The 18,533-nt window shown below is 45.3% G+C and carries 20 protein-coding genes; 2 read left to right on the forward strand and 18 right to left on the reverse strand.

The features are described 5' to 3' along the window. Positions 1 to 10: 10 nt before the first annotated feature. The 7 genes from NCI00_RS05345 to NCI00_RS05375 all read right to left on the reverse strand — a co-directional run bounded on the left by NCI00_RS05345 (position 11) and on the right by NCI00_RS05375 (position 5,852). On the reverse strand, positions 11 to 280 hold the full coding sequence (locus NCI00_RS05345) for a DUF5615 family PIN-like protein (protein ID WP_253525778.1): 270 nt from the start codon (positions 278 to 280) through the stop codon (positions 11 to 13). A 98-nt stretch (positions 281 to 378) separates the two neighbouring features. Further along, positions 379 to 606: a DUF433 domain-containing protein gene (locus NCI00_RS05350; RefSeq protein ID WP_253525780.1), complete on the reverse strand. Its 228-nt coding sequence runs from the start codon at positions 604 to 606 to the stop codon at positions 379 to 381. A gap of 178 nt (positions 607 to 784) precedes the next feature. After that, complete coding sequence (locus tag NCI00_RS05355) at positions 785 to 1,399, reverse strand: DUF1684 domain-containing protein (protein WP_253525782.1); 615 nt, start codon at positions 1,397 to 1,399, stop codon at positions 785 to 787. A 74-nt stretch (positions 1,400 to 1,473) separates the two neighbouring features. Then, positions 1,474 to 3,183, reverse strand: a complete 1,710-nt coding sequence (locus NCI00_RS05360; RefSeq protein WP_253525784.1) for an alpha/beta hydrolase — start codon at positions 3,181 to 3,183, stop codon at positions 1,474 to 1,476. A gap of 84 nt (positions 3,184 to 3,267) precedes the next feature. Continuing rightward, positions 3,268 to 4,287 (reverse strand): GntR family transcriptional regulator, encoded by a 1,020-nt coding sequence (locus NCI00_RS05365; RefSeq protein ID WP_166556854.1) that lies wholly within the window; start codon positions 4,285 to 4,287, stop codon positions 3,268 to 3,270. Positions 4,288 to 4,308: 21 nt separating this feature from the next. Further along, positions 4,309 to 5,115: a tRNA threonylcarbamoyladenosine dehydratase gene (locus tag NCI00_RS05370; protein ID WP_253525786.1), complete on the reverse strand. Its 807-nt coding sequence runs from the start codon at positions 5,113 to 5,115 to the stop codon at positions 4,309 to 4,311. A 71-nt stretch (positions 5,116 to 5,186) separates the two neighbouring features. Continuing rightward, on the reverse strand, positions 5,187 to 5,852 hold the full coding sequence (locus NCI00_RS05375) for a TatD family hydrolase (protein ID WP_253525789.1): 666 nt from the start codon (positions 5,850 to 5,852) through the stop codon (positions 5,187 to 5,189). A gap of 49 nt (positions 5,853 to 5,901) precedes the next feature. Here NCI00_RS05375 and NCI00_RS05380 point away from each other — a divergent pair, with 49 nt between their 5' ends. After that, entirely contained in the window at positions 5,902 to 6,357 is a 456-nt protein-coding gene (locus NCI00_RS05380; protein WP_253525791.1) for a GNAT family N-acetyltransferase, read from the forward strand. Here the strand turns inward: NCI00_RS05380 and NCI00_RS05385 are convergent, their stop codons facing one another. The 3 genes from NCI00_RS05385 to NCI00_RS05395 are packed head-to-tail and all read right to left on the reverse strand — an operon-like array spanning position 6,358 to position 8,293. Then, positions 6,358 to 6,714 (reverse strand): hypothetical protein, encoded by a 357-nt coding sequence (locus NCI00_RS05385; protein ID WP_253525793.1) that lies wholly within the window; start codon positions 6,712 to 6,714, stop codon positions 6,358 to 6,360. It lies immediately after the preceding gene. Further along, positions 6,711 to 6,935 carry a DUF4160 domain-containing protein gene (locus NCI00_RS05390; protein ID WP_253525795.1) on the reverse strand — a complete coding sequence of 75 codons (225 nt, stop codon included), beginning with the start codon at positions 6,933 to 6,935 and terminating at the stop codon, positions 6,711 to 6,713. The genes NCI00_RS05385 and NCI00_RS05390 overlap by 4 nt, the downstream gene beginning before the upstream one ends. 23 nt (positions 6,936 to 6,958) lie before the next feature. Further along, positions 6,959 to 8,293, reverse strand: a complete 1,335-nt coding sequence (locus NCI00_RS05395) for a cation:dicarboxylate symporter family transporter (protein WP_253525797.1) — start codon at positions 8,291 to 8,293, stop codon at positions 6,959 to 6,961. A 43-nt stretch (positions 8,294 to 8,336) separates the two neighbouring features. Between NCI00_RS05395 and NCI00_RS05400 the strand changes: the two genes are divergently transcribed. Then, the gene (locus NCI00_RS05400; RefSeq protein WP_253525799.1) at positions 8,337 to 8,954 is read left to right on the forward strand and encodes a Uma2 family endonuclease; all 618 of its coding nucleotides are present in this window, start codon (positions 8,337 to 8,339) and stop codon (positions 8,952 to 8,954) included. A 28-nt stretch (positions 8,955 to 8,982) separates the two neighbouring features. Here NCI00_RS05400 and NCI00_RS05405 read toward each other — a convergent pair whose 3' ends face one another. From NCI00_RS05405 to NCI00_RS05440, 8 genes are all read right to left on the reverse strand, one after another. Next, positions 8,983 to 9,903 carry an AEC family transporter gene (locus tag NCI00_RS05405; protein WP_253525801.1) on the reverse strand — a complete coding sequence of 307 codons (921 nt, stop codon included), beginning with the start codon at positions 9,901 to 9,903 and terminating at the stop codon, positions 8,983 to 8,985. Positions 9,904 to 9,948: 45 nt separating this feature from the next. Beyond that, positions 9,949 to 10,962, reverse strand: coding sequence for a polysaccharide deacetylase family protein (locus NCI00_RS05410; protein WP_253525803.1), 1,014 nt, complete (start codon positions 10,960 to 10,962; stop codon positions 9,949 to 9,951). Between the two features lie 7 nt (positions 10,963 to 10,969). Beyond that, a complete protein-coding gene (locus NCI00_RS05415) occupies positions 10,970 to 11,800 on the reverse strand; it encodes an alpha/beta hydrolase (protein ID WP_253525805.1) in 831 nt (276 codons plus the stop codon). Positions 11,801 to 11,911: 111 nt separating this feature from the next. Then, positions 11,912 to 12,823 carry a sugar phosphate isomerase/epimerase family protein gene (locus NCI00_RS05420; RefSeq protein WP_253525807.1) on the reverse strand — a complete coding sequence of 304 codons (912 nt, stop codon included), beginning with the start codon at positions 12,821 to 12,823 and terminating at the stop codon, positions 11,912 to 11,914. A 255-nt stretch (positions 12,824 to 13,078) separates the two neighbouring features. Next, positions 13,079 to 13,405, reverse strand: coding sequence for a hypothetical protein (locus NCI00_RS05425; RefSeq protein WP_253525809.1), 327 nt, complete (start codon positions 13,403 to 13,405; stop codon positions 13,079 to 13,081). After that, positions 13,389 to 13,619 carry a DUF433 domain-containing protein gene (locus tag NCI00_RS05430; RefSeq protein ID WP_114459799.1) on the reverse strand — a complete coding sequence of 77 codons (231 nt, stop codon included), beginning with the start codon at positions 13,617 to 13,619 and terminating at the stop codon, positions 13,389 to 13,391. The genes NCI00_RS05425 and NCI00_RS05430 overlap by 17 nt, the downstream gene beginning before the upstream one ends. 144 nt (positions 13,620 to 13,763) lie before the next feature. Next, complete coding sequence (locus NCI00_RS05435) at positions 13,764 to 15,278, reverse strand: DUF1501 domain-containing protein (RefSeq protein ID WP_253525811.1); 1,515 nt, start codon at positions 15,276 to 15,278, stop codon at positions 13,764 to 13,766. A 16-nt stretch (positions 15,279 to 15,294) separates the two neighbouring features. Further along, positions 15,295 to 18,507, reverse strand: a complete 3,213-nt coding sequence (locus NCI00_RS05440) for a DUF1553 domain-containing protein (RefSeq protein WP_253525813.1) — start codon at positions 18,505 to 18,507, stop codon at positions 15,295 to 15,297. Positions 18,508 to 18,533: the final 26 nt, after the last annotated feature.

Genomic DNA, 18,533 nt, shown 5'->3' on the forward strand with positions numbered 1-18,533 from the left:
CGTGTCAAAGCTATTCCCGAAAATTATAAATGGTAATGAAATCTCCCATTTCAAGATAAAACCGTTCATTTTCACTTAACTCCCAAATAGTGGGTAAGTGTTTATCAAACAAAGAGAGAAGAGAGTCATTAGAAATATTCCCCAGTAAAATACGAATCAGTTTTCGAGGAGTGCGTTGCAGGAAAAACGAGTTGCAGAAGTCTTCGTCTTTTGTAATGACAATCAAATCATTGGCATCAGCGAAGCGACAAATTTCATTGTCTTTAGTATAGTATGCCACTTATCTTCTAAAGAATTAACGTGATAGGATTCTAACCCTTTAGATGTCAGAAAACGAACAAGTTTATACGAAATATGAACATCACAAATAAATTTCATCTAGGCCGCTTCTCTGAGTGAACGCCCTGATACCAACAACTTAGCATAATTAAGGCAGGCTAAAATGTCTTCCTGCTCCAATTCCGGATGGTCTTCCACAATTTCGTCAAAAGACATGCCTGCCCCCAACATATCAATAATCACCTCTACGGACCAGCGCATTCCCCGTACACAAGGTTTACCGTGACATAGCTCTGGGTCAATGGTAATTCTTTCAAGATATTGCATGATACACTTTTTTATAACGCAAGATAACATCGAACTGGCACATAAACAACACACGCAAAAGGTCTGTATTTGCTGTTAGAAACGCTTAACAATCATCTTCCCTTGTTAGAATCATAACTTTTGAGCACCACTATTTTTAAATTTACCATTTTATATTCTTCGGTTTCCTTAACTGCCTCTAACGCTCTTTCCCATAATTCTTCTCCCCCGCTTCTAGCCGTACCGTTAGGTGATTTTCTCGGGGGGGAATCGGGCAGCTGTATCCATCAGAATACGCACAATACGGATTATAGGCTTTGTTAAAATCAATGGTCACGTGTCCATTTTGAAAATCTCTCAGCCGAAAATCGAGGTAGCGCCCGCCGCCGTAGGTTTCTTTGCCCGAGGTTCCATCCCGAAAAGGAATAAACACATAATCCCTGTAATCAGGCATTTTCATCAGGGCGGGGCTTCGATATACCGACAACTGATACGTTTTGTTGTTTACCTTAAAGCTTACAACCCCAAACTTCACATAAGCCGTTCTTTTGCCATCGCTCGTTGCCATCGTAAAGGGCTCAGCATCGGGTGTAAGTTCAAAATGGGCTTGGATTTTAAACTTAGGATTGGCTTCATAAAACCGCAGAAAAGATAAATCTTCCTTTTTGAGCGGTGAACCTGCACTTTTCAGAAAATCTTCACGGTAGTTTTCACGGTGCTTTTCCAAGCTATCGGCATACGTACTGACCTGCTGGGCCATTGCACAGTAACTGACCATTACCCAAAACACTAACCAATGAGCCACTGTTTTCATAAGGATTTTTGGCTTTTCTTTAGTATTAAACTTGAGTGGGTTTGCGTCTCAAAACACAAACCCACTCACCCAAATCAATACCGCCAACTCTTCAAATCAGCACCCGCAGGAGCGCCCGCTTCAATGCGTTTGAGGATTTTGGGGATATACATCGTATTGTACCGCAGGCGCGTCACGTGGTTGGGCTGATTGGGGTCGCCATTCCAGCAATGCTCAAAGCGGTCGCCGTATTTTACCTCACCGTCGTAGTGCGGATTTTTGGTAGTTTTTAAATAATCCTCCATCAAATAAACAGCGTTATTGAGGTAATAGTTGTCCATATCGCCGCAGTAAATGTGGATTTTACCCTGCAATTTCTTCCCGACCGTAGCCCACTGACGCTTCAGAATGTGCATTAAATCGTAGTTTTCTGACCAATATTTTGCTACGGAATGGTCAATTTTTCCAGTTGCTTTGTCCCAAATCGGTTTAGGATACCCATTTTCACCCACGGGTGAGTAGGTAGCCTGCCAAATATCCCATTGGTCGCCAGAGCGGGAATTGTCGCCGATAGCCAATTCTCGTTGGTTGATTTCTTCAATGGTACATTTGACCTGACCGAGGTAATTACGCATACCAGGTCTAGGCGTTTTCTTGAAATCCCCTGGCAAAAAATAGGCGTTTTCGTCTTTGTAAATATCTACCACCGTGTAGGCCTCAAACGTAATCGGGTCTGGGCAGGCGGCAAAACAGCCGTTGTACTCATCGGGATAAAATACCTGCGCCGCCAACGCTTCCCAACCACCCGTACTTCCACCGTACAGAAAACGCGCCCAACCTTGGCCTATTCCGCGAAAACGTTTTTCAATTTCGGGAATCAACTCGTACGTGATGGCATCGCCGTATGGGCCCATATTGGCCGAATTGACCGCGTAGGAGTCATCGTAATACGGCGTAGCGTGCTGAATTTCAATGATAAGCATACGTGGAAAATCCTTACTCGTCCACTGCTTATAAAAATTATATGCTTCCTGCCATACAAATTTTTTATAGCCATAAACGCCAAAGCGCGCCACATAATCGGTGGTGTCCATATCGGCAGGGGGCGGGGTTTCTTTGAAACCATCAAAATCGGCGGGAAAATGGCCGTGGTTGATACAGAGTGGATATTTGGCTTCGGGATGCTCATCAAACCCATGCGGCAAGAGCACGTGCGCTCCCAAATACATGGGCCGCCCCCAAAATTCCGTCAGCATTTTACTCTGAATCTTGATGTGTTTGATGTATTTGGTGTCTTTGGGCTCAACAACGGGTGGATTTTCCTGATCAAGCACGATTTTTACCACCTGTTTGGCTTTGGGGTCAAACTTGATTTTGAACGGTTTTGAGTACAAGTTTCCGGGAGCCGTGCGGTAGTTTTGGCCTTCACCACGGTCCATTGGTAGCTTAACGGTATATCCAGTTTTGAGTTTAAAAGTTTCGTATTTGTGCAAAAGTGCCTGTACCCAATATTCGCCAGCGGGGAAATCATTGAGGGATTTGACGGGATAACCAAAAGCCGAAGCCCCTATTAACGTTGGTTTGCCAGCCTGCCAACCGTCCACATTTTGACCGAATAATTGCTGCGAATTGGCATCGTCGCTTACTTGAAAACGCGGCTCCGATTTGTTGTCTTTTGCCAAAAACAACATCAGACGGCCATCAAATGAAGCGCCTTTGGCCGTCGGGAAAGTAACAGAAAACTGGGTTTGGGCGGAGGCAAAGGTTGCCCAACAAGCACATACGAGCAGTAGAAGACGATGCATATTGATAAGTTGTAAGTTGATGATTATTCAATTTTACAACTTATTCAGCACTTTTTGAATGATTTAACCCATAAAATCTTTCTCTTACAATGAGCCTCGACGAATCAACCCAAAGGGGTTTTTGATTTGGGCGGTGTTGCCCTCCAAAATCAACTCAGCCGCTGAGCGGCCCATCTGTTCGTGGTCGGTAGAAATCACCGTGATGCCATCCGCCAGTACTTCTTTGAGCGGCGTATCATTGAAGGCCATGACGCCCACATCTTTGCCCAATATAAGGCCCTGCTGCTTTGCTTTTTTTACCAACTCGGCCAAATCCGAATCTTCCAATACCGCATAAGCGCGGCCTTTTAATTCGGTTTCAGAAGAGGCACTTTCGATGGTGCGGCCGTTTTTATGAAAATGGGCGCAAAAATTCCGAAATCCACGCACAATTTCGGGCGGGTATTTGACATCTTTTGGGAACACTAAAACCAACTCAGTATACTTGTCCAACAAATCCTGACCCGACTCTAAGGCTCCGTACAAATCATTGGTAAAGTCCTGATAAATGCTGGAATGTGCTTCCGTCAGCTCGGGAATCTCTTTATCCAACAGCACCAATTCATTGGCAGGAATTTGGCGTAAAGTATCAACAATTGACGATATGTTGACGTCATTGTAAAAGTGAGGCATGACAACGTACGAATGATAATGCCCCACGCTGTCTTTAACAATATCCCTAAAAATACGAAGACTGCCGTGGTGAATGTGCAACGTAACCGTGGCCCGCTCACCCAATGTAGCCACAAAAGACTCATAAATAGCCTTTTTGTAAGCACTTAGCTTGTTCATTACCAACAAAATCCGAATTTGTTTCGGTTTTTCATTGAGGATATAATATCCCTTTCCGCGTACCGAATCAATGATGCCCAGGGCTTTAAGTTCTTTGTAGGCTTTTTCGACAGTATCACGGGCCAAGTAATATTCTTCACTCAATTCATTGATTGAAGGCAATTGCTGATGACGCTTTAGAGAACCTCTTTCAACCCCGTCGATAACAGATTTTACAATCTGCTTGTATTTAGGGGTTTTAGCGTCGTGATTCAAGTGAAGGGTAAATGACATACGCCGGTACTTTTTTCAAATTTAGTCTTTTTGTGGCTTCTTCAGCTTCTTTCGTTGTTGTTTTTTCTTGATTTCTTTCAGCGGATTTTTGTGCAACTCCACTTTTTGACCAAGTAATTCACGAATAACGACTGAGGCACAAACACTTCCGAAGGTAGCTGGGATGTACGAAATAGTACCGTAGGCCGAACGTTTAAAATTATTGCCGTCGGTCAGCATGAGCGATTCTTTCTGAACTTTCTCCGTCGAAAACACCACTTTGATTCCTGACTCAATGCCGTATTTTTTTAATCGCTTGCGCACATAATGCGCCAACATACACTCGTAAGTATCAAACAAATCCGCAACTTTGAGCTGCGTGGGGTCGTACTTTCCCCCCGCCCCCATAGAGCTAATCAACGGATAATTATAATTCAATGACGTTGACAGGAGTGTCAACTTGGGCGTAATGCTATCGATACAATCCATGACATAATCATACGGCCCCGTCTCCATAATTTCGCGTACCTTTTCGGGGGTCAAAAACTCTTTCACCACCCGTAGTTTTAATTCAGGATTGATGGCTAAGAGGCGCTCAGCCATGAGGTCGGCTTTCGGCAATCCGTGCGTAGTGGCAAGCGCGGGCAATTGGCGGTTTCGGTTGGAAGGGTCTACCACATCGCCATCAACGATGGTCATGGCCCCCACCCCCGAACGGGCAATAAATTCGGCCGCAAAAGAGCCTACTCCGCCCAGTCCAACCACCAACACATGGGCTCGTTGAAGTTGGGTCAATCCTTCATCTCCCACCAACAAATGCGTGCGTGAAAGCCATGACAAATCAGCCATTTTTTAACAATAAAACTAATGCGTTAGTAAATAAAGAACCGGCATTTCCCAATAAAAAGGCTAATTATTCTCTACTGGTTGAACACCGTTGCAAAGTTAGTCCAAATTTGATTTTTTAACGCAGAAATCGGGATTTCTAACTGCACAGCCGCCGCTTCGTATATCTTTTCAATGGGCGTATCACGGTCATCATTCTCCAAAAACAGACGTGTTAAAGGTATGGTTTTCAGCGCCTTTGCGGCATTTGATTCTGGCTTTAGCAAGGCTACCCCGAGCGAAAAGTAAAAACCATGCGCTAATAATTGCTGCATGATTTCGGGCTTATTATTAAATCCGTGGACAATCAACGGCACCGAAGGTCTTACTTGTTTTTTCCATTGTAAAAGCTCGTTAAACGCCCGTACACAGTGAATAATAACAGGTTTTTGCAGCTGTTCGGCCAACATTACCTGAGCCGCAAAAATCGTCAATTGCGTCTCTAAAGGAAGCAAAATTCCCCTATCAAGACCGCACTCACCAATGGCAAGCACGTTTTTATGGCCCGCCACCTGCTCAACCGCCGTCAGTTGGCTTTGCCAGCCTTCAAGATGGGCATACCACGGGTGGATTCCCGCCGAAAGCCAGTTGTTTTCGACCTCTCCAAACCGCCCGATGTCTTGTATGAGCAGGTTGTAAATGCTTTTCTCCTGGGGCGTGGATGGAAAATTGTGGGTGTGAAAATTGAGAAATTGTGTCAACTTTGCGAAAATTTCAGAATAACCTCAAAGTTATTAAACTTCGCCCAACATGAGTACCGTTACTTTCCAATGCCTTCCTTTCGACAGCCTCAGCCTCCGCCAATTGTATGATGTGTTGGCGCTGCGAATTGACGTTTTTATCGTTGAACAAAATTGCCCTTTTCACGACGCCGACAAAAAAGACTTTGTGGCGCATCATTGTTTAGGCTACGACGAAGACGGCGATTTGGTTGCCTATACACGCCTGTTTGATGTCAACCTGTCGTTTGAAGGCTACACTTCCATCGGTCGCGTGGCCACTTCCAATAAAGTACGCGGACAAGGTATTGGTCAAAAACTAATGTCTTATTCCATCCAACAATGTGAACAACTATACGGCCGCCAACCCATCAAAATCGGCGCGCAAAAGTATCTTTTGAAGTTTTACGAATCGTTTGGTTTTCAATCTACTGGCGAAGATTACCTAGAAGACGGCATTCCACACACCATTATGATATGTCCTTAATTAAACGGCGATTCCAAGTGGCACTAGTCTGTAGTTTTCTAACGGTTGGCTGTGAGCATACAGCAAATCAGGATCTATCGCGAAAGGAGAAAAAGTGGAAGTTTGATTTCCGTGTTCATCCCAGAAAGCATGTTGATAAGGTAAATTAACCCATTGAAGGTTTTTTTCTTCACTAACAGAAACAAATTTAAACACCTGATAATCTACCAATTGGCCTTCCAATTGTAAATTATTGGGCTTCCATTCTTCAAATAGAATTTCAAAATCTATTACACGCACTTCTCCAGTGGTCCAGCGGCATGTGACTTTGAATGGTTCTACCTTAATGATTTCGGTAATTCTGGGTAATTTGTTCATTTTGCTTGCAAGCGAATAAATTCATTTAGAAGTTGTTCCTGCACTATTTCAGCCCATTTGATTACTTTTTTGAGTTGCTTGGATGGTAATTCCCCCGCAATTATCTCTAAAGTACGAATGGAAATTATGGCCTCGTATTCCCCATAATACACATGAAAATGAGGAGGATTATTGTCGCGCGGGTACAAGTAAATCTTAATTCCCTCAAACGAACTAAACATATTTCAAAATTAATAAATTTTTATTAATCTAAATTATCCGTTTTGATATCTTCAAAGCGCTCCACGTGCCCGAAGGCATAGCCCATTTTGTGCCGATTAAACTCTTTTTCGTTGTTGGCAATCCAAATCGTAGCCACGCCGTTTCCGATAAAATTGGTGATAGCCCGGGCTTCCGACATAAATCGGTCTACCCCCAACAGCAACGCCAAACCTTCTACCGGAATCACTTTGATAGCCGACAACGTACTAGCCAACACAATAAAACCGCTCCCCGTAACGCCCGCCGCCCCTTTAGAGGTAATCATCAGAATACCGATGATGGTCAAAATCTGCCCAAGGTCAAGGTGAACGTTAAACACTTGCGCCAGAAAAATCACCGCCATGGAAAGGTAAATGGTAGTTCCATCCAAATTGAACGAATAGCCCGCAGGAACCACCAGCCCAACCACCGATTTTGAGCAACCCATACGCTCCAATTTTTCCATAAGCGAGGGCAATCCTGCCTCCGACGATGACGTGCCGAGCACAATCAACAGCTCTTCCCGAATATAGCGCAAAAACTTAAAAATACTGACTTTGTAGTAACGCAACACAAGATAAAGCACCACAAACACAAACAGGGCCATAGTGACGTATACCGTCAGCATGAGTTTGGCGAGTGGCAGCAAGGTTTTGATGCCGTACTTGCTGATTGTAAATGCCATACCCCCAAAGGCTCCGATGGGGGCCAACAACATGACTTTGTGCAATCCCCAAAAAATGGTTTTGGAAACAGGCGTCAGCAACTCAACGACTTTGTGGCGTATCGAACGACCGCTGATGACTATTCCCGACACGATGGCTACCACCAACACCTGCAATGTAACATTATCCCAAAAGAACTTCCACCAACTAAACGCCACCGCACTTTTGGTATATTTTGAAATATCGCCTCCCTGAATCGCCTCGGTCATTACGCCATCGCCGGGGCGAATAATATTGGCAACCAATACCCCAACGATGAGTGCAATGGTAGTCACCACTTCAAAATAGAGCAGCGCTTTCGCGCCTACTTTACCCACTTTTTTGAGGTCACCCATGCTGATGATGCCGAGCGTGATAGTCACAAAAATGATGGGGTTGATAAAAAGTTTAACAATACTGATGAAAAGACTACTTAAAAACTCGCTAAAAGTAGTTTTGATTTCAAATTCGGAAATCCATAAGTTGAATTTGATGGGTTTTTCCAGAATGGGTTGCAACGCCACCGAAGGATAATAATGCCCCAATAACACACCCAACGTAATCGCGGTTAAGACCCAAAAGGTCAAATTTGTGAAGAGTTTGGTTAATCCCGAACCAGAAGTAGTCTTTTGCATTGTCAGTGTTTAGGGCTTATATTTGTTTAAAAATGATTAGGCGATGACCATTACTCAAAAAGTACCCCGTCGTAAACGAAAAGTTGAGAAGATACCTTCCTATTTAGTTTATGAAACCTTGAACGGCAAAGTATTGCCGTACAAGGGGTATAAAGATGTATTGGCAAAAAAGAAAAAAACGTCCGAAATCATGGGTAGTAGTGCTTTACAGGCAATATTAGTAGGAATTGTTTACGGTTTTATTTTTAGTCGAGTCAATCGAAAAAAATACTGGGCTGTCACAAATGAAGCTGGGCTTCACATTGACAAAAAAAGCAATCTGGCCAACGACATTGCTATTTTTGAAAAAGAGGGGATTATTCCCAATAATCAATATTTTTCGGTTCCTCCTAAAGTCGTCATCGAAGTAGATGTACGAATAGACATCGACCCCGACGACCACGAACAAGATTCCAATTACATTATTGAAAAAGCGCAAAAAATGCTGGACTTCGGTACTGAAAAAGTCATCTGGATCTTAACTCAAAGTAAAACCATTTTTGTCTTCTCAAAAACCGAAACTTGGACTCTTGTGCCTTTCAGTACGGATATTCCAGTGTTAGATGATTGCGTTTTAAACCTTGCCCAATTGATGCAGGACGAAGGCATTGACGAATTTTAAACTACTTGTCTGGCCCTAGCTACTTTTTTCAAAAATAGCCAATCCACTCCAATATCCAAGCCAAAATACTTACCGTAACCAACGACAACGGAATACCGACGCCCACCATTTGAGCGGCCAACGCAGGATTGAGGCGATAGTTGGACGCAATAATGGCGATGGTATTCATCGGCCCCAACGCCGCTCCCAATACGCACATTTCGGCAATGAGGCCCCGTTGTTTGAGAATTATCACACAAAGCAATGTTATCAGCAGCGGGGCTAAAATCAGCTTATAACCCAGCCCCCAGCCAAGCGCCCGCCAATGAATGTTTTTATCCCGAAAATCAATCTGCATTCCAATCGAAATCAACGCCAACATGCTGAAAGGCGCAGCGAGTTTTTTCAATAAACCAGTTACAATATCTGGCAAACCCAAGCCCGACAAATTGATAATCAGAGCGATACAAAAGGCAATAAACGTAGGAAATCGCAGCACATCAAGGAGGAATGTCCATTTTTTTGTTTGGGCATTGGCATAGTAGGATGCCGTAATAATCCCCACCGTACTGCATACCAAAAACGACCCTGCTTGGCTCATCAACACTCCGATTTTCATGCCTTCTTCGCCATACAACAAGTCAAAAATCGGAAAACCAACAAACGACACGCTCGGGATACCCGCCGTCAGGATAAGCACCGCTTCGCTATGGCGGTGAAACTTTACGAACTTTTTTAAGAGTTGAAAAAACAAAAACGAGCCTCCAAAAGAAATCCAAGGCATCAAAATCGGCAAGGCATAATTGGAATTAAATCGGGTCGTGGAGGTGTAAAGCAACGTAGCGGCGGGCAAACAAACGTACAAAAGCAGGTTGTTAATGACCAAAGGAGCATCTTGGCGCAAGGCAGGGACTTTTTTAAGCAAGGTTCCCAGTACGAGGCACAGCAGCAGAAAAAGAATATTTGTCATTTTAAAACCCTTGATCCCGACATTTCTTAAAATTTAAACAAACCGCTAACGAAACAAAAACTTATACCCCGATACAATCGCGTGCAAATGCGGTGCATCGGCAATGGGCGGAAAAGCAAAACGCGGCAACGTAAAATGGGGCGTGGAAAGTGAATGTTGTTGGACATTCATCAACGCCGTCTGATACCCCGCCTCTTTTGCAGCGCTCACCGTAGCATTGTCAATTTCGGCCATGCTTCCGTACGGGTACACCAAAATATCAACCGATACATTCAGTTGCGTTTCGAGGCGTTTTTTAGATTCGGCCAACTCATATTGCTTTTCTTGGGCCGACAAAAACTTCAACACGCGGTGCGTCATGGTGTGCGAAGCAATACGGTGACCTCGTTTTGTTAAATCCTGTATTTGCCCCCAATTCATGAATTGATAGCGAAGCGGGTCGTGCATCACTTGGGCATAAGGCCAACCGTTCTTTGCGCAAATCTGTCGTACAAGTCCGTAAATATCCGCGATTTGATTTTCGTAGACATACTTTTTGAATTGCCTCGTCAACGAGTTCAAGCATTCTGATTCTGAAGTTATCTTGAAAGGCCTTTGGTATTGATTGATTGGTAAAAAAATTTCTTGGCCTTGGGCTTGTTGAAACAACAAAAACAGATGGTCGCGCCAAATGTGCGGGAGTTCACCATCAATCATGGCGGGACAAATCGCAAAGAGGGCGGAGAGTTCGTGTTTTTCGAGAATTGGCGCGAGGATTTCGTAGTTGTTCAACATCCCATCATCGACGGTCAAAAACAGCCCTTGCGCTTGCGGATTTTCCAATTCCTGAATGGGCAAGACCCGAAAATGCTTCTTCAAAAAAGTCAACTGCTTGTCAAACACCGACGCGGTAACGTCTACATTATACGTGTCAAACGCTGATAAACTACTTACAGGCAATACATTATGATAGGAAATAACGCCTCGTTTTCGCCCCGCCAACGCATGATATAATTGGCTCAGGCCTGTGTAATACGAAGCAGTGAGCCAACTATCTCGGACAAAATGTTTGAAGGCCATACCGACGCTATTTGCTTTTCTGTTTATCAAAATACTGCTTCATAAACAGCAATTGATAACTCACCGCGCTGTTCCAATAGGGCCAGTTATGCCCTCCCGGGCGGGAAATATAATCGTGGGGAATATTGCGCTCCGCCAGTTTCTCGTGGAGATTGTTATTGACCCGATAGAAGAAATCCTCGCTGCCACAGTCGATGATGAGCGCCAATGAGTTGGGCGTCAATAAATGCAGCATATTGATTACCGTATTCTTTTCCCAATTTTCGGGGGCTTCGGCATATTTCCCCAATCGTTTGGCCATGTCCCAATTATTAGGAAAAGGCCGAATATCGACGCCCCCACTCATACTGCCCGCTACGCCGAATACATCCTGGTGTTTTAGCGCCAAATACAACGCGCCATGGCCGCCCATACTCAAGCCCGTGATGCCCCGCCCCGCGCGGCTTCTGATGGTTTTGTATTTACCATCAACCCAAGACACCAACTCGTTGGAAACGTAGGTTTCGTAGCGCATCGTCGGGTCAAGGGGGCTATCCCAATACCAACTTGAAAACCCGCCGTCGGGACAAACGATGATGGTTTGGTACAAATCGGCCGCCTCGCGCATAAAAGGGGCTTTTTTGACCCATCCGTTGTAGCTATCGCCGTAGCCATGCAACAAATACACCACCGGAAACTCCCTGCTCCCGTCGTAGGAATCGGGGGTAATAATCACGGCCTTGATGCTTTTCTTCATGGAGGCGCTGTACGTTTCCACGGTGTCAATTTTTACGGCCCAAACCGCCTGACTCAACAAACAGGCCAGGCCTGCTATTACTATTTTTCTTAAAAAGGTCATACCAAACAAGGGTTTGTTGGCAAAGTTCAACGATTGTATTTATTTAGACAAGAAAAGCCTTTTTAAGTTTGGATAACTTAAAAAGGCTAACGGGCAATTATCTCCAAGATTTTACACTTCCGACATCTGCTGTTTCAACACTTCGATACTCTTTTTGGCTTCGTTATCAAAATCTTTCCAGCGACACTCAATAGATAGTCCGCCTTTATATTTTATCTTTTTCAACGCTTTGAAATACTCCCTAAAATCATCACCTACCACGCCCGGCGCCGTACGATTCTGCTTTTCGGCAATGTGGCAATGGGTTATGTATTTACCGTATTTCACAATTTGCTCGGGCCCTTCGTTGTCTTTCATCATGTGGTAAATATCGCACAACAGCCGAAAACGCGGATGATTGACGGCCTCGATGATTTCGACGCCTTCCGCCAAGCTGTTGACAAAATTGGTCTCACTGCGGTTGAGTGGTTCAATGGCCAGCGTGACACCACGTTTTTCGGCCAAAAGAGCCATTTTTTTGCTTAATTCGATGTGTTGCTGCTTGGCTTTTTCACGGTCAAATCCTTCGGGAATAAACCGTGAACCGCCGCTGCCAAACACGATATTGGCGGAGCCGCATTCTTTGGCGCGTTTGAGGGCCAAATCGGCACGTTGGAGAATGGCCTCATGGTGCGTATCATTACCTACCGACTTAAGGGTTCCTGGAAAGAAACTTACGTACGACCTAACGGGAAAACGCTCGGTCTGAAGGGCGGCGGCGTTTTTTTGATATTGCTCATCCCCACCTTTGTCAGGAATCAGGAATCGCCCGACGTTTTCTTCGATAAACGAATAGCCCAAACTTTTCATCAGCGGCGTTTTGTCGTATGAGGTACAGATACCCAAAGGCAAGGATAATGCTCTGTGCGTATCACCAAAAAAAGCTGCTTCGGCCCAAGTTCCAGACGTGACAATTCCCGCCACGGTTCCAGTGGCTATTTTCAGAAAGTTTCTTCTTGAATTCTTATTTTCGAATGATTCCATCGGATAAAAAAGGGATTTTCATTCAGAAGCACATTTGCCCCCTTTTTTTACTATTCAATGCCCGAAAAACGCGTTATTTTTAATCAGGAAGTGCCTTTTTACCCTCGTTAGTATATCATCAACAAGCGGATAAAGGCTTCCTTTGGGGCTGAGTTTACAGGCCTTTACGCTTAAAATTGAGGCGAAGGTAGTAGTTAGTGATAACACCCAAATACGGCAGAAGTGACTTGGCTAGTTTATTTACAACGAAGACGTTTACTTTACTACATAAACCTGATTTTCAAGCGATTGCCCGAGCACAATTACTAGAGAAGGATAAATTACTTTTAAACTTGGCAGTACATTCTTATAAATATCTATCACAATAACAGGTAACGCAAGGACAGATAAGTTTTGTTGATAGGGTAAATTTTTATCCACGCAAATAAAAGCATCAAACCCATAATCTGCGGCTAGTTTTAGAAGTTTGCCGTTTTTAACACCGTTCCACTCCATGTCTCGTACCGTTAATACTTCATAGACGTTTGTATCAAAACAAAATTTGAAACGCACATCAATATTCTCATCAAGCAGCAGCTTCATAATGGCGGGTAAAGGTATTTAAAAGACTGGATGCCAATTCAATAACAGCTTCGGCTTGCCCACGACTCACGCTTGGATAACCCTCCAAAAAATCATCCAAAGAGCTAACTTCTAAATAATCGAACAACGTTTTTATCGCTACTCTTGTCCCTCGAAATACAGGTGTACCACCCAATATTTCAGCATCCACGACAATCACATCTCTCTGATTCATAGTCTTCGTAATTGCTCAGTTTCTTTAACAAATATATACAATATACCCGTTGATAGCATTAATATAAATTGAGTGCAAGATAAGTAGTTGGGGATAACGCCCAACTACGGCAGAAAAATTTGGCCTTACTCAACGAAAAATATCCTACGCCAAAATCCCCTTCACCAATTTCCCGTGTACATCCGTCAAACGAAACCGTCGGCCTTGAAATTTGTAGGTAAGTCGCTCGTGATCAACGCCCAGCAAGTGCATCAACGTAGCATGAAAATCATGAACATGAACGGGGTCTTTGATGATGTTATAGCTAAAATCATCGGTTTCGCCGTAACTGATTCCGGCCTTCACTCCTGCCCCTGCCATCCACATCGTAAAGCAACGCGGATGGTGGTCACGGCCGTAATTATCGGCAGTAAGTTTGCCTTGTGAATACACCGTGCGGCCAAATTCTCCGCCCCAAATCACCAACGTATCATCCAACATACCGCGACGTTTGAGGTCAATAATCAGCGCCGCTGTAGCTTGGTCCACCTGTTTGCACTGATTGGCAATATTTTTGGGCAAACCGCCGTGCTGATCCCAACCTTGGTGGTAGAGTTGCACAAATTTTACGTCTTTTTCGAGCAGTTTTCGCGCCAAAATACAATTGGCCGCGTACGTGCCCGAATCACGGCTGTCGGGACCGTACAGGCTAAAAACCTCGTCCGATTCACCCGATAAATCCATCACTTCGGGCACCGAGGTCTGCATCCGATACGCCATTTCGTACTGCGCAATTCGGGCATCCACTTCGGGGTCACCGTAAGCTTCGTTTTGGAGTTGGTTGAGTTTGGTCAAATAATCCAGCATCTCCTTGCGGTCGTTGCCTTCGTAGCCTTCAGGGTTATTGAGAAACAAAACGGGGTCTTTTCCCGACCGAAACTGTACCCCCTGATGTTTGGAAGGCAAAAAACCATTGCCCCACAAGCGCGCATACAACGGCTGGTCACGGGGGGCATTTTTAGAAACCAAAACAATGAAAGTCGGTAAATTTTGGTTGTCTGACCCAAGACCATAACTCACCCACGAGCCAATCGATGGGCGCCCCGGAAGCTGATTGCCCGTTTGGAAAAACGTAATCGCAGGGTCATGGTTAATGGCCTCAGAATGAATGGATTTTACCAAACAGAGTTCATCCACTACCTGCGCGGTGTAAGGTAAGAGTTCACTTATCCACGTTTGATTTTTACCGTGTTGATTGAATTTATAAATAGACGGCACCACTGGCAAAGCACTTTGGTTAGCGCTCATTCCCGTGAGCCGTTGCCCTTTCCGCACCGAATCTGGAAGGTTTTGGCCCGCCATTTCGTAGAGTTTGGGTTTATAATCAAACGTCTCAAACTGCGACGGGCCACCCGCCATAAAAAGGTAAACTACCCGTTTGGCCTTAGGGGCAATGTGGGGTAGTGCTTTCAGAATTTCTTCCTCCAGATTGGCCGAACTTTCTTCTTTAATCCCCGGTGAAGCGCCAAACAAATGCTTTGCACCAAACAGTGAGCCCACCGCCAATGCCCCTAGTCCCAGTGAGGTTTTGGTCAAGAAATGACGCCGGTCAAGCCGCTTATTTAACTCCTGAAAATCAGGCGTGTGTAGTCTAAATTCGTCGTCGTGATGATGTGACATGGTGATAGTCGGGCGGTTATCTCTTCGTTAAACTTGCGTCTGAATTCAATATTGTACTCGCAACTACGGCATTGGCCGCAATAAGCGACACGTCCAATTTCGCATCTGCTTTGTATTGCCCCGCTTGAAGCCACCCGTTGGTTTTCAACGGATTTTGGCTAAATTTTTGCAGCTGAGCCTTTTGCAAATCCGCTAGCAATTCTACTTCCTTCGGCGACGGCCTACGTCCGGTCAGTTTTCGATAAACCGCCACAATCGCCTGTTTAACATCGTTGGTTTTGGCCATTTGTTCCCCCAACACTTTGGAGGCTTCCACAAATGTCGGGTCATTGAGCGTTACCAAGGCTTGCAAAGGAGTATTGGTTTTTTGACGACGTACCACACAAAAACTCCGCGACGTGGCATCAAAAGTTGAAAGGGTGGGGTTCGGAACGGCGCGTTTGGCCAGTATGTACAAACTCCGGCGGTACACCGCAGCGCCCGAATCGGGCACGTAATTGGCACTATTGATGAGCCATAGTCCCTCTGGCTGGTACGGTTTCACGCTGCGGCCACCAATTTCTGGATTCAGCAATCCACTCGCCATCAATGCGTTATCCCGAATCATTTCGGCGGTGAGGCGATAGGAAGGCCCATGCGACAACCAACGATTTTCGGGGTCTTTTTCACGGGCTTGTTTGGTTGTTTGAGAGGCTTGACGGTAAGTCGCCGACATCACGATGAGTTTGTTCAACTCCTTCACATCCCATCCGCTTTCTCTGAACGTAACCGCCAAATAATCCAACAAACCCAAATGACTCGGCAGTTCTCCCTGATTTCCAAAGTCTTCAGTGGTTTTTACCAAACCCGTTCCGAAGAAATTTTGCCACAAACGATTCACCGCTACCCGCGCCGTGAGGGGATGGTCTTCGTGCGTGAGCCACTGCGCTAATCCGTAGCGATTTTTGGGGAAAGCTTTGGGGAAAGCTAAAATCGTTTCGGGCGTATTGGGAAAAACTTCTTCGCCAAACGCATCATAATTACCACGCAAAAGAACGTGCGCTTTTTTCGGTTTTGGCGATTCCTGCATCACCATCAATTCTTTCACTTTCTCGGTCGAATCGGCCAAGGTTGAGCGCAATTGCTGCAATTTTTGCCGCGCCATGAGGGTCGTCGGCTCAATGGCAGATAAGTAATATTCCTTTAAATCGGCCAATTCAACTGCCGAAAGCTGCGCTTTGGTTTTAGTAGCAATGGCGTTCCAATTGGCTTTTTGGGCCAACTGTTTCAATTCAAACGGCGTCAAAACGCGGTCGTAAAACGTAATATCGTCCACTTTTCCGTCGGTAAATCCCCAACCGCGCCACCATCCGCCTACTTGAATCCCCGACTGCTCCCGCGACCGAAACAAAATGTCTTTTTGAAGTTGGTCCATCGTAGTTTCCATCGCCAATTCGCTGCCATCTAAGTACAACCGAAGCCCCTGCGCTTGCGCTGAGCCATCATACGTAATGGTCAACTGAATCCATTTATCACGCACAACTGGTTGCTTTGATACGCGCGTAATGGCATTTGACGGCCCAACGTGCGCCATATTGAGTTCAAACTTGTTGTCTTTCAAATACAAATGCCAGCCCCTAAAATTATACAATCGCTCCGCTTGGCTTTTGTGAATAATGACCCCTTCTTTCAGATTTTTGGGGATATTTACCCAAAGACCTACGCTGAAGGGTTGTGATTTTCGATACGCACCTACGCAATCCAAATCCAGCCACACGTCCCCGTTAAGGGTCAAGGCTTTAGCGGCCCCTCGGTCGGCAAAAGCGGGCGTTTCCTCGCCCGATTCACGCAACATTCGGCCCGATTGTTTGGGGTTAAGGCTGTTTTTTAAGTCATTTTCAAAAGCAAAATGGGCCACCAAACCCGTTTGTGGAATCGTTTGTTTGGCCAATTTTTGATGACCGTTTGTCACCAGCCATTGGTCAAAACTTCCACCGGCCTTTGTTTTGGTTTGGGCTACGACGGCTTCCTGCTGTTTGATTTGGGTATTGATAAATGCCAGCACTTTTTCCTGCTCCGAAGTCGGCAGCAACAATGTGGGTGAAGGCATGGCATCGTCCCAAGAAATCTGCCCCGCTTCTTTCACATTATTGAAAAAGCTGAACAATTCGTAATAATTCTTCTGCGAAATAGGGTCATACTTATGGTCGTGGCACTTGGCACAGCCCACCGAAAGCCCCAAAAACGCGTCGCCAAACGTATTGGTGCGGTCTACTACGTATTCTGTCTGAAACTCTTCTTCAATGATACCGCCCTCCAGGTTTTGCTGGTGATTGCGGTTGAAAGCCGTGGCAATCAGCATTTCCTTCGTGGGCTGGGACATCAAGTCGCCTGCCAACTGCCAATGGATAAACTTATCGTAAGGCATATTTTTGTTAAAGGCCCCAATGACCCAATCGCGGTAAGGCGACATATCGCGCAGGCGGTCTACCGTGTAGCCGTGGGAATCGGCAAAACGAGCTAAATCCAACCAATCCACTGCCATTTTTTCGCCATAATGCGGCGATTTCAACAAGCGGTCTACCTGTTTTTCGTAGGCATTGGGGGAATTATCTTTCAAAAAGGCGTCGATTTCGGCCAAGGTAGGCGGCAACCCTGTCAAATCGAGCGAAAGGCGCCGAAGCAGCGTTTCTTTATCGGCCATTTTAGCGGGCGATAATTTTTCTTCTTCGAGTTTTTTAAGAATAAAATTATCTACTGGATTAATGACCCAATCTTCGTTTTCTACGTCGGGAACGTCGGGTTTTTCGGCCGCCACAAACGCCCAATGAGGTTTGTATTCGGCCCCGTCTTTGATCCATTTGACCAATACGGCCTTCTCCTGCGCCGTGAGTTGCAGGTGCGAATTGGGCGTGGGCATCATGTACTCAGGGTCAGTCGAAAGGATACGATGAAACACCTCGCTGTCTTCCAAATCTCCAGGGTCAATGGCTACTTTATTGGGGTTTTCGGGAAGATTCGCAAAGGCAAAGTCGGCAATGTCAAGCCGCAAGCCCGCTTTTTGTTTGGCTTTGTCGGGACCGTGGCAAGCAAAGCACTTGTCCGACAAAATAGGTTTGACGTGCAAGTTATAATCCAATTCGTCGGGCAATTCTTTATACGCCGCCGCCACGTCGTCGGGGAGGTCGGGTGAGCATCCAATCACCGACAGGCACACTATCCCAAAAAGCAGCAAATAATATCGAGGCATGATGACTTCTAATTTTAGGCTGACAA

The sequence above is a fragment of the Runella salmonicolor genome (assembly GCF_024158025.1).
Taxonomy (GTDB): Bacteria; Bacteroidota; Bacteroidia; order Cytophagales; family Spirosomataceae; genus Runella; species Runella salmonicolor.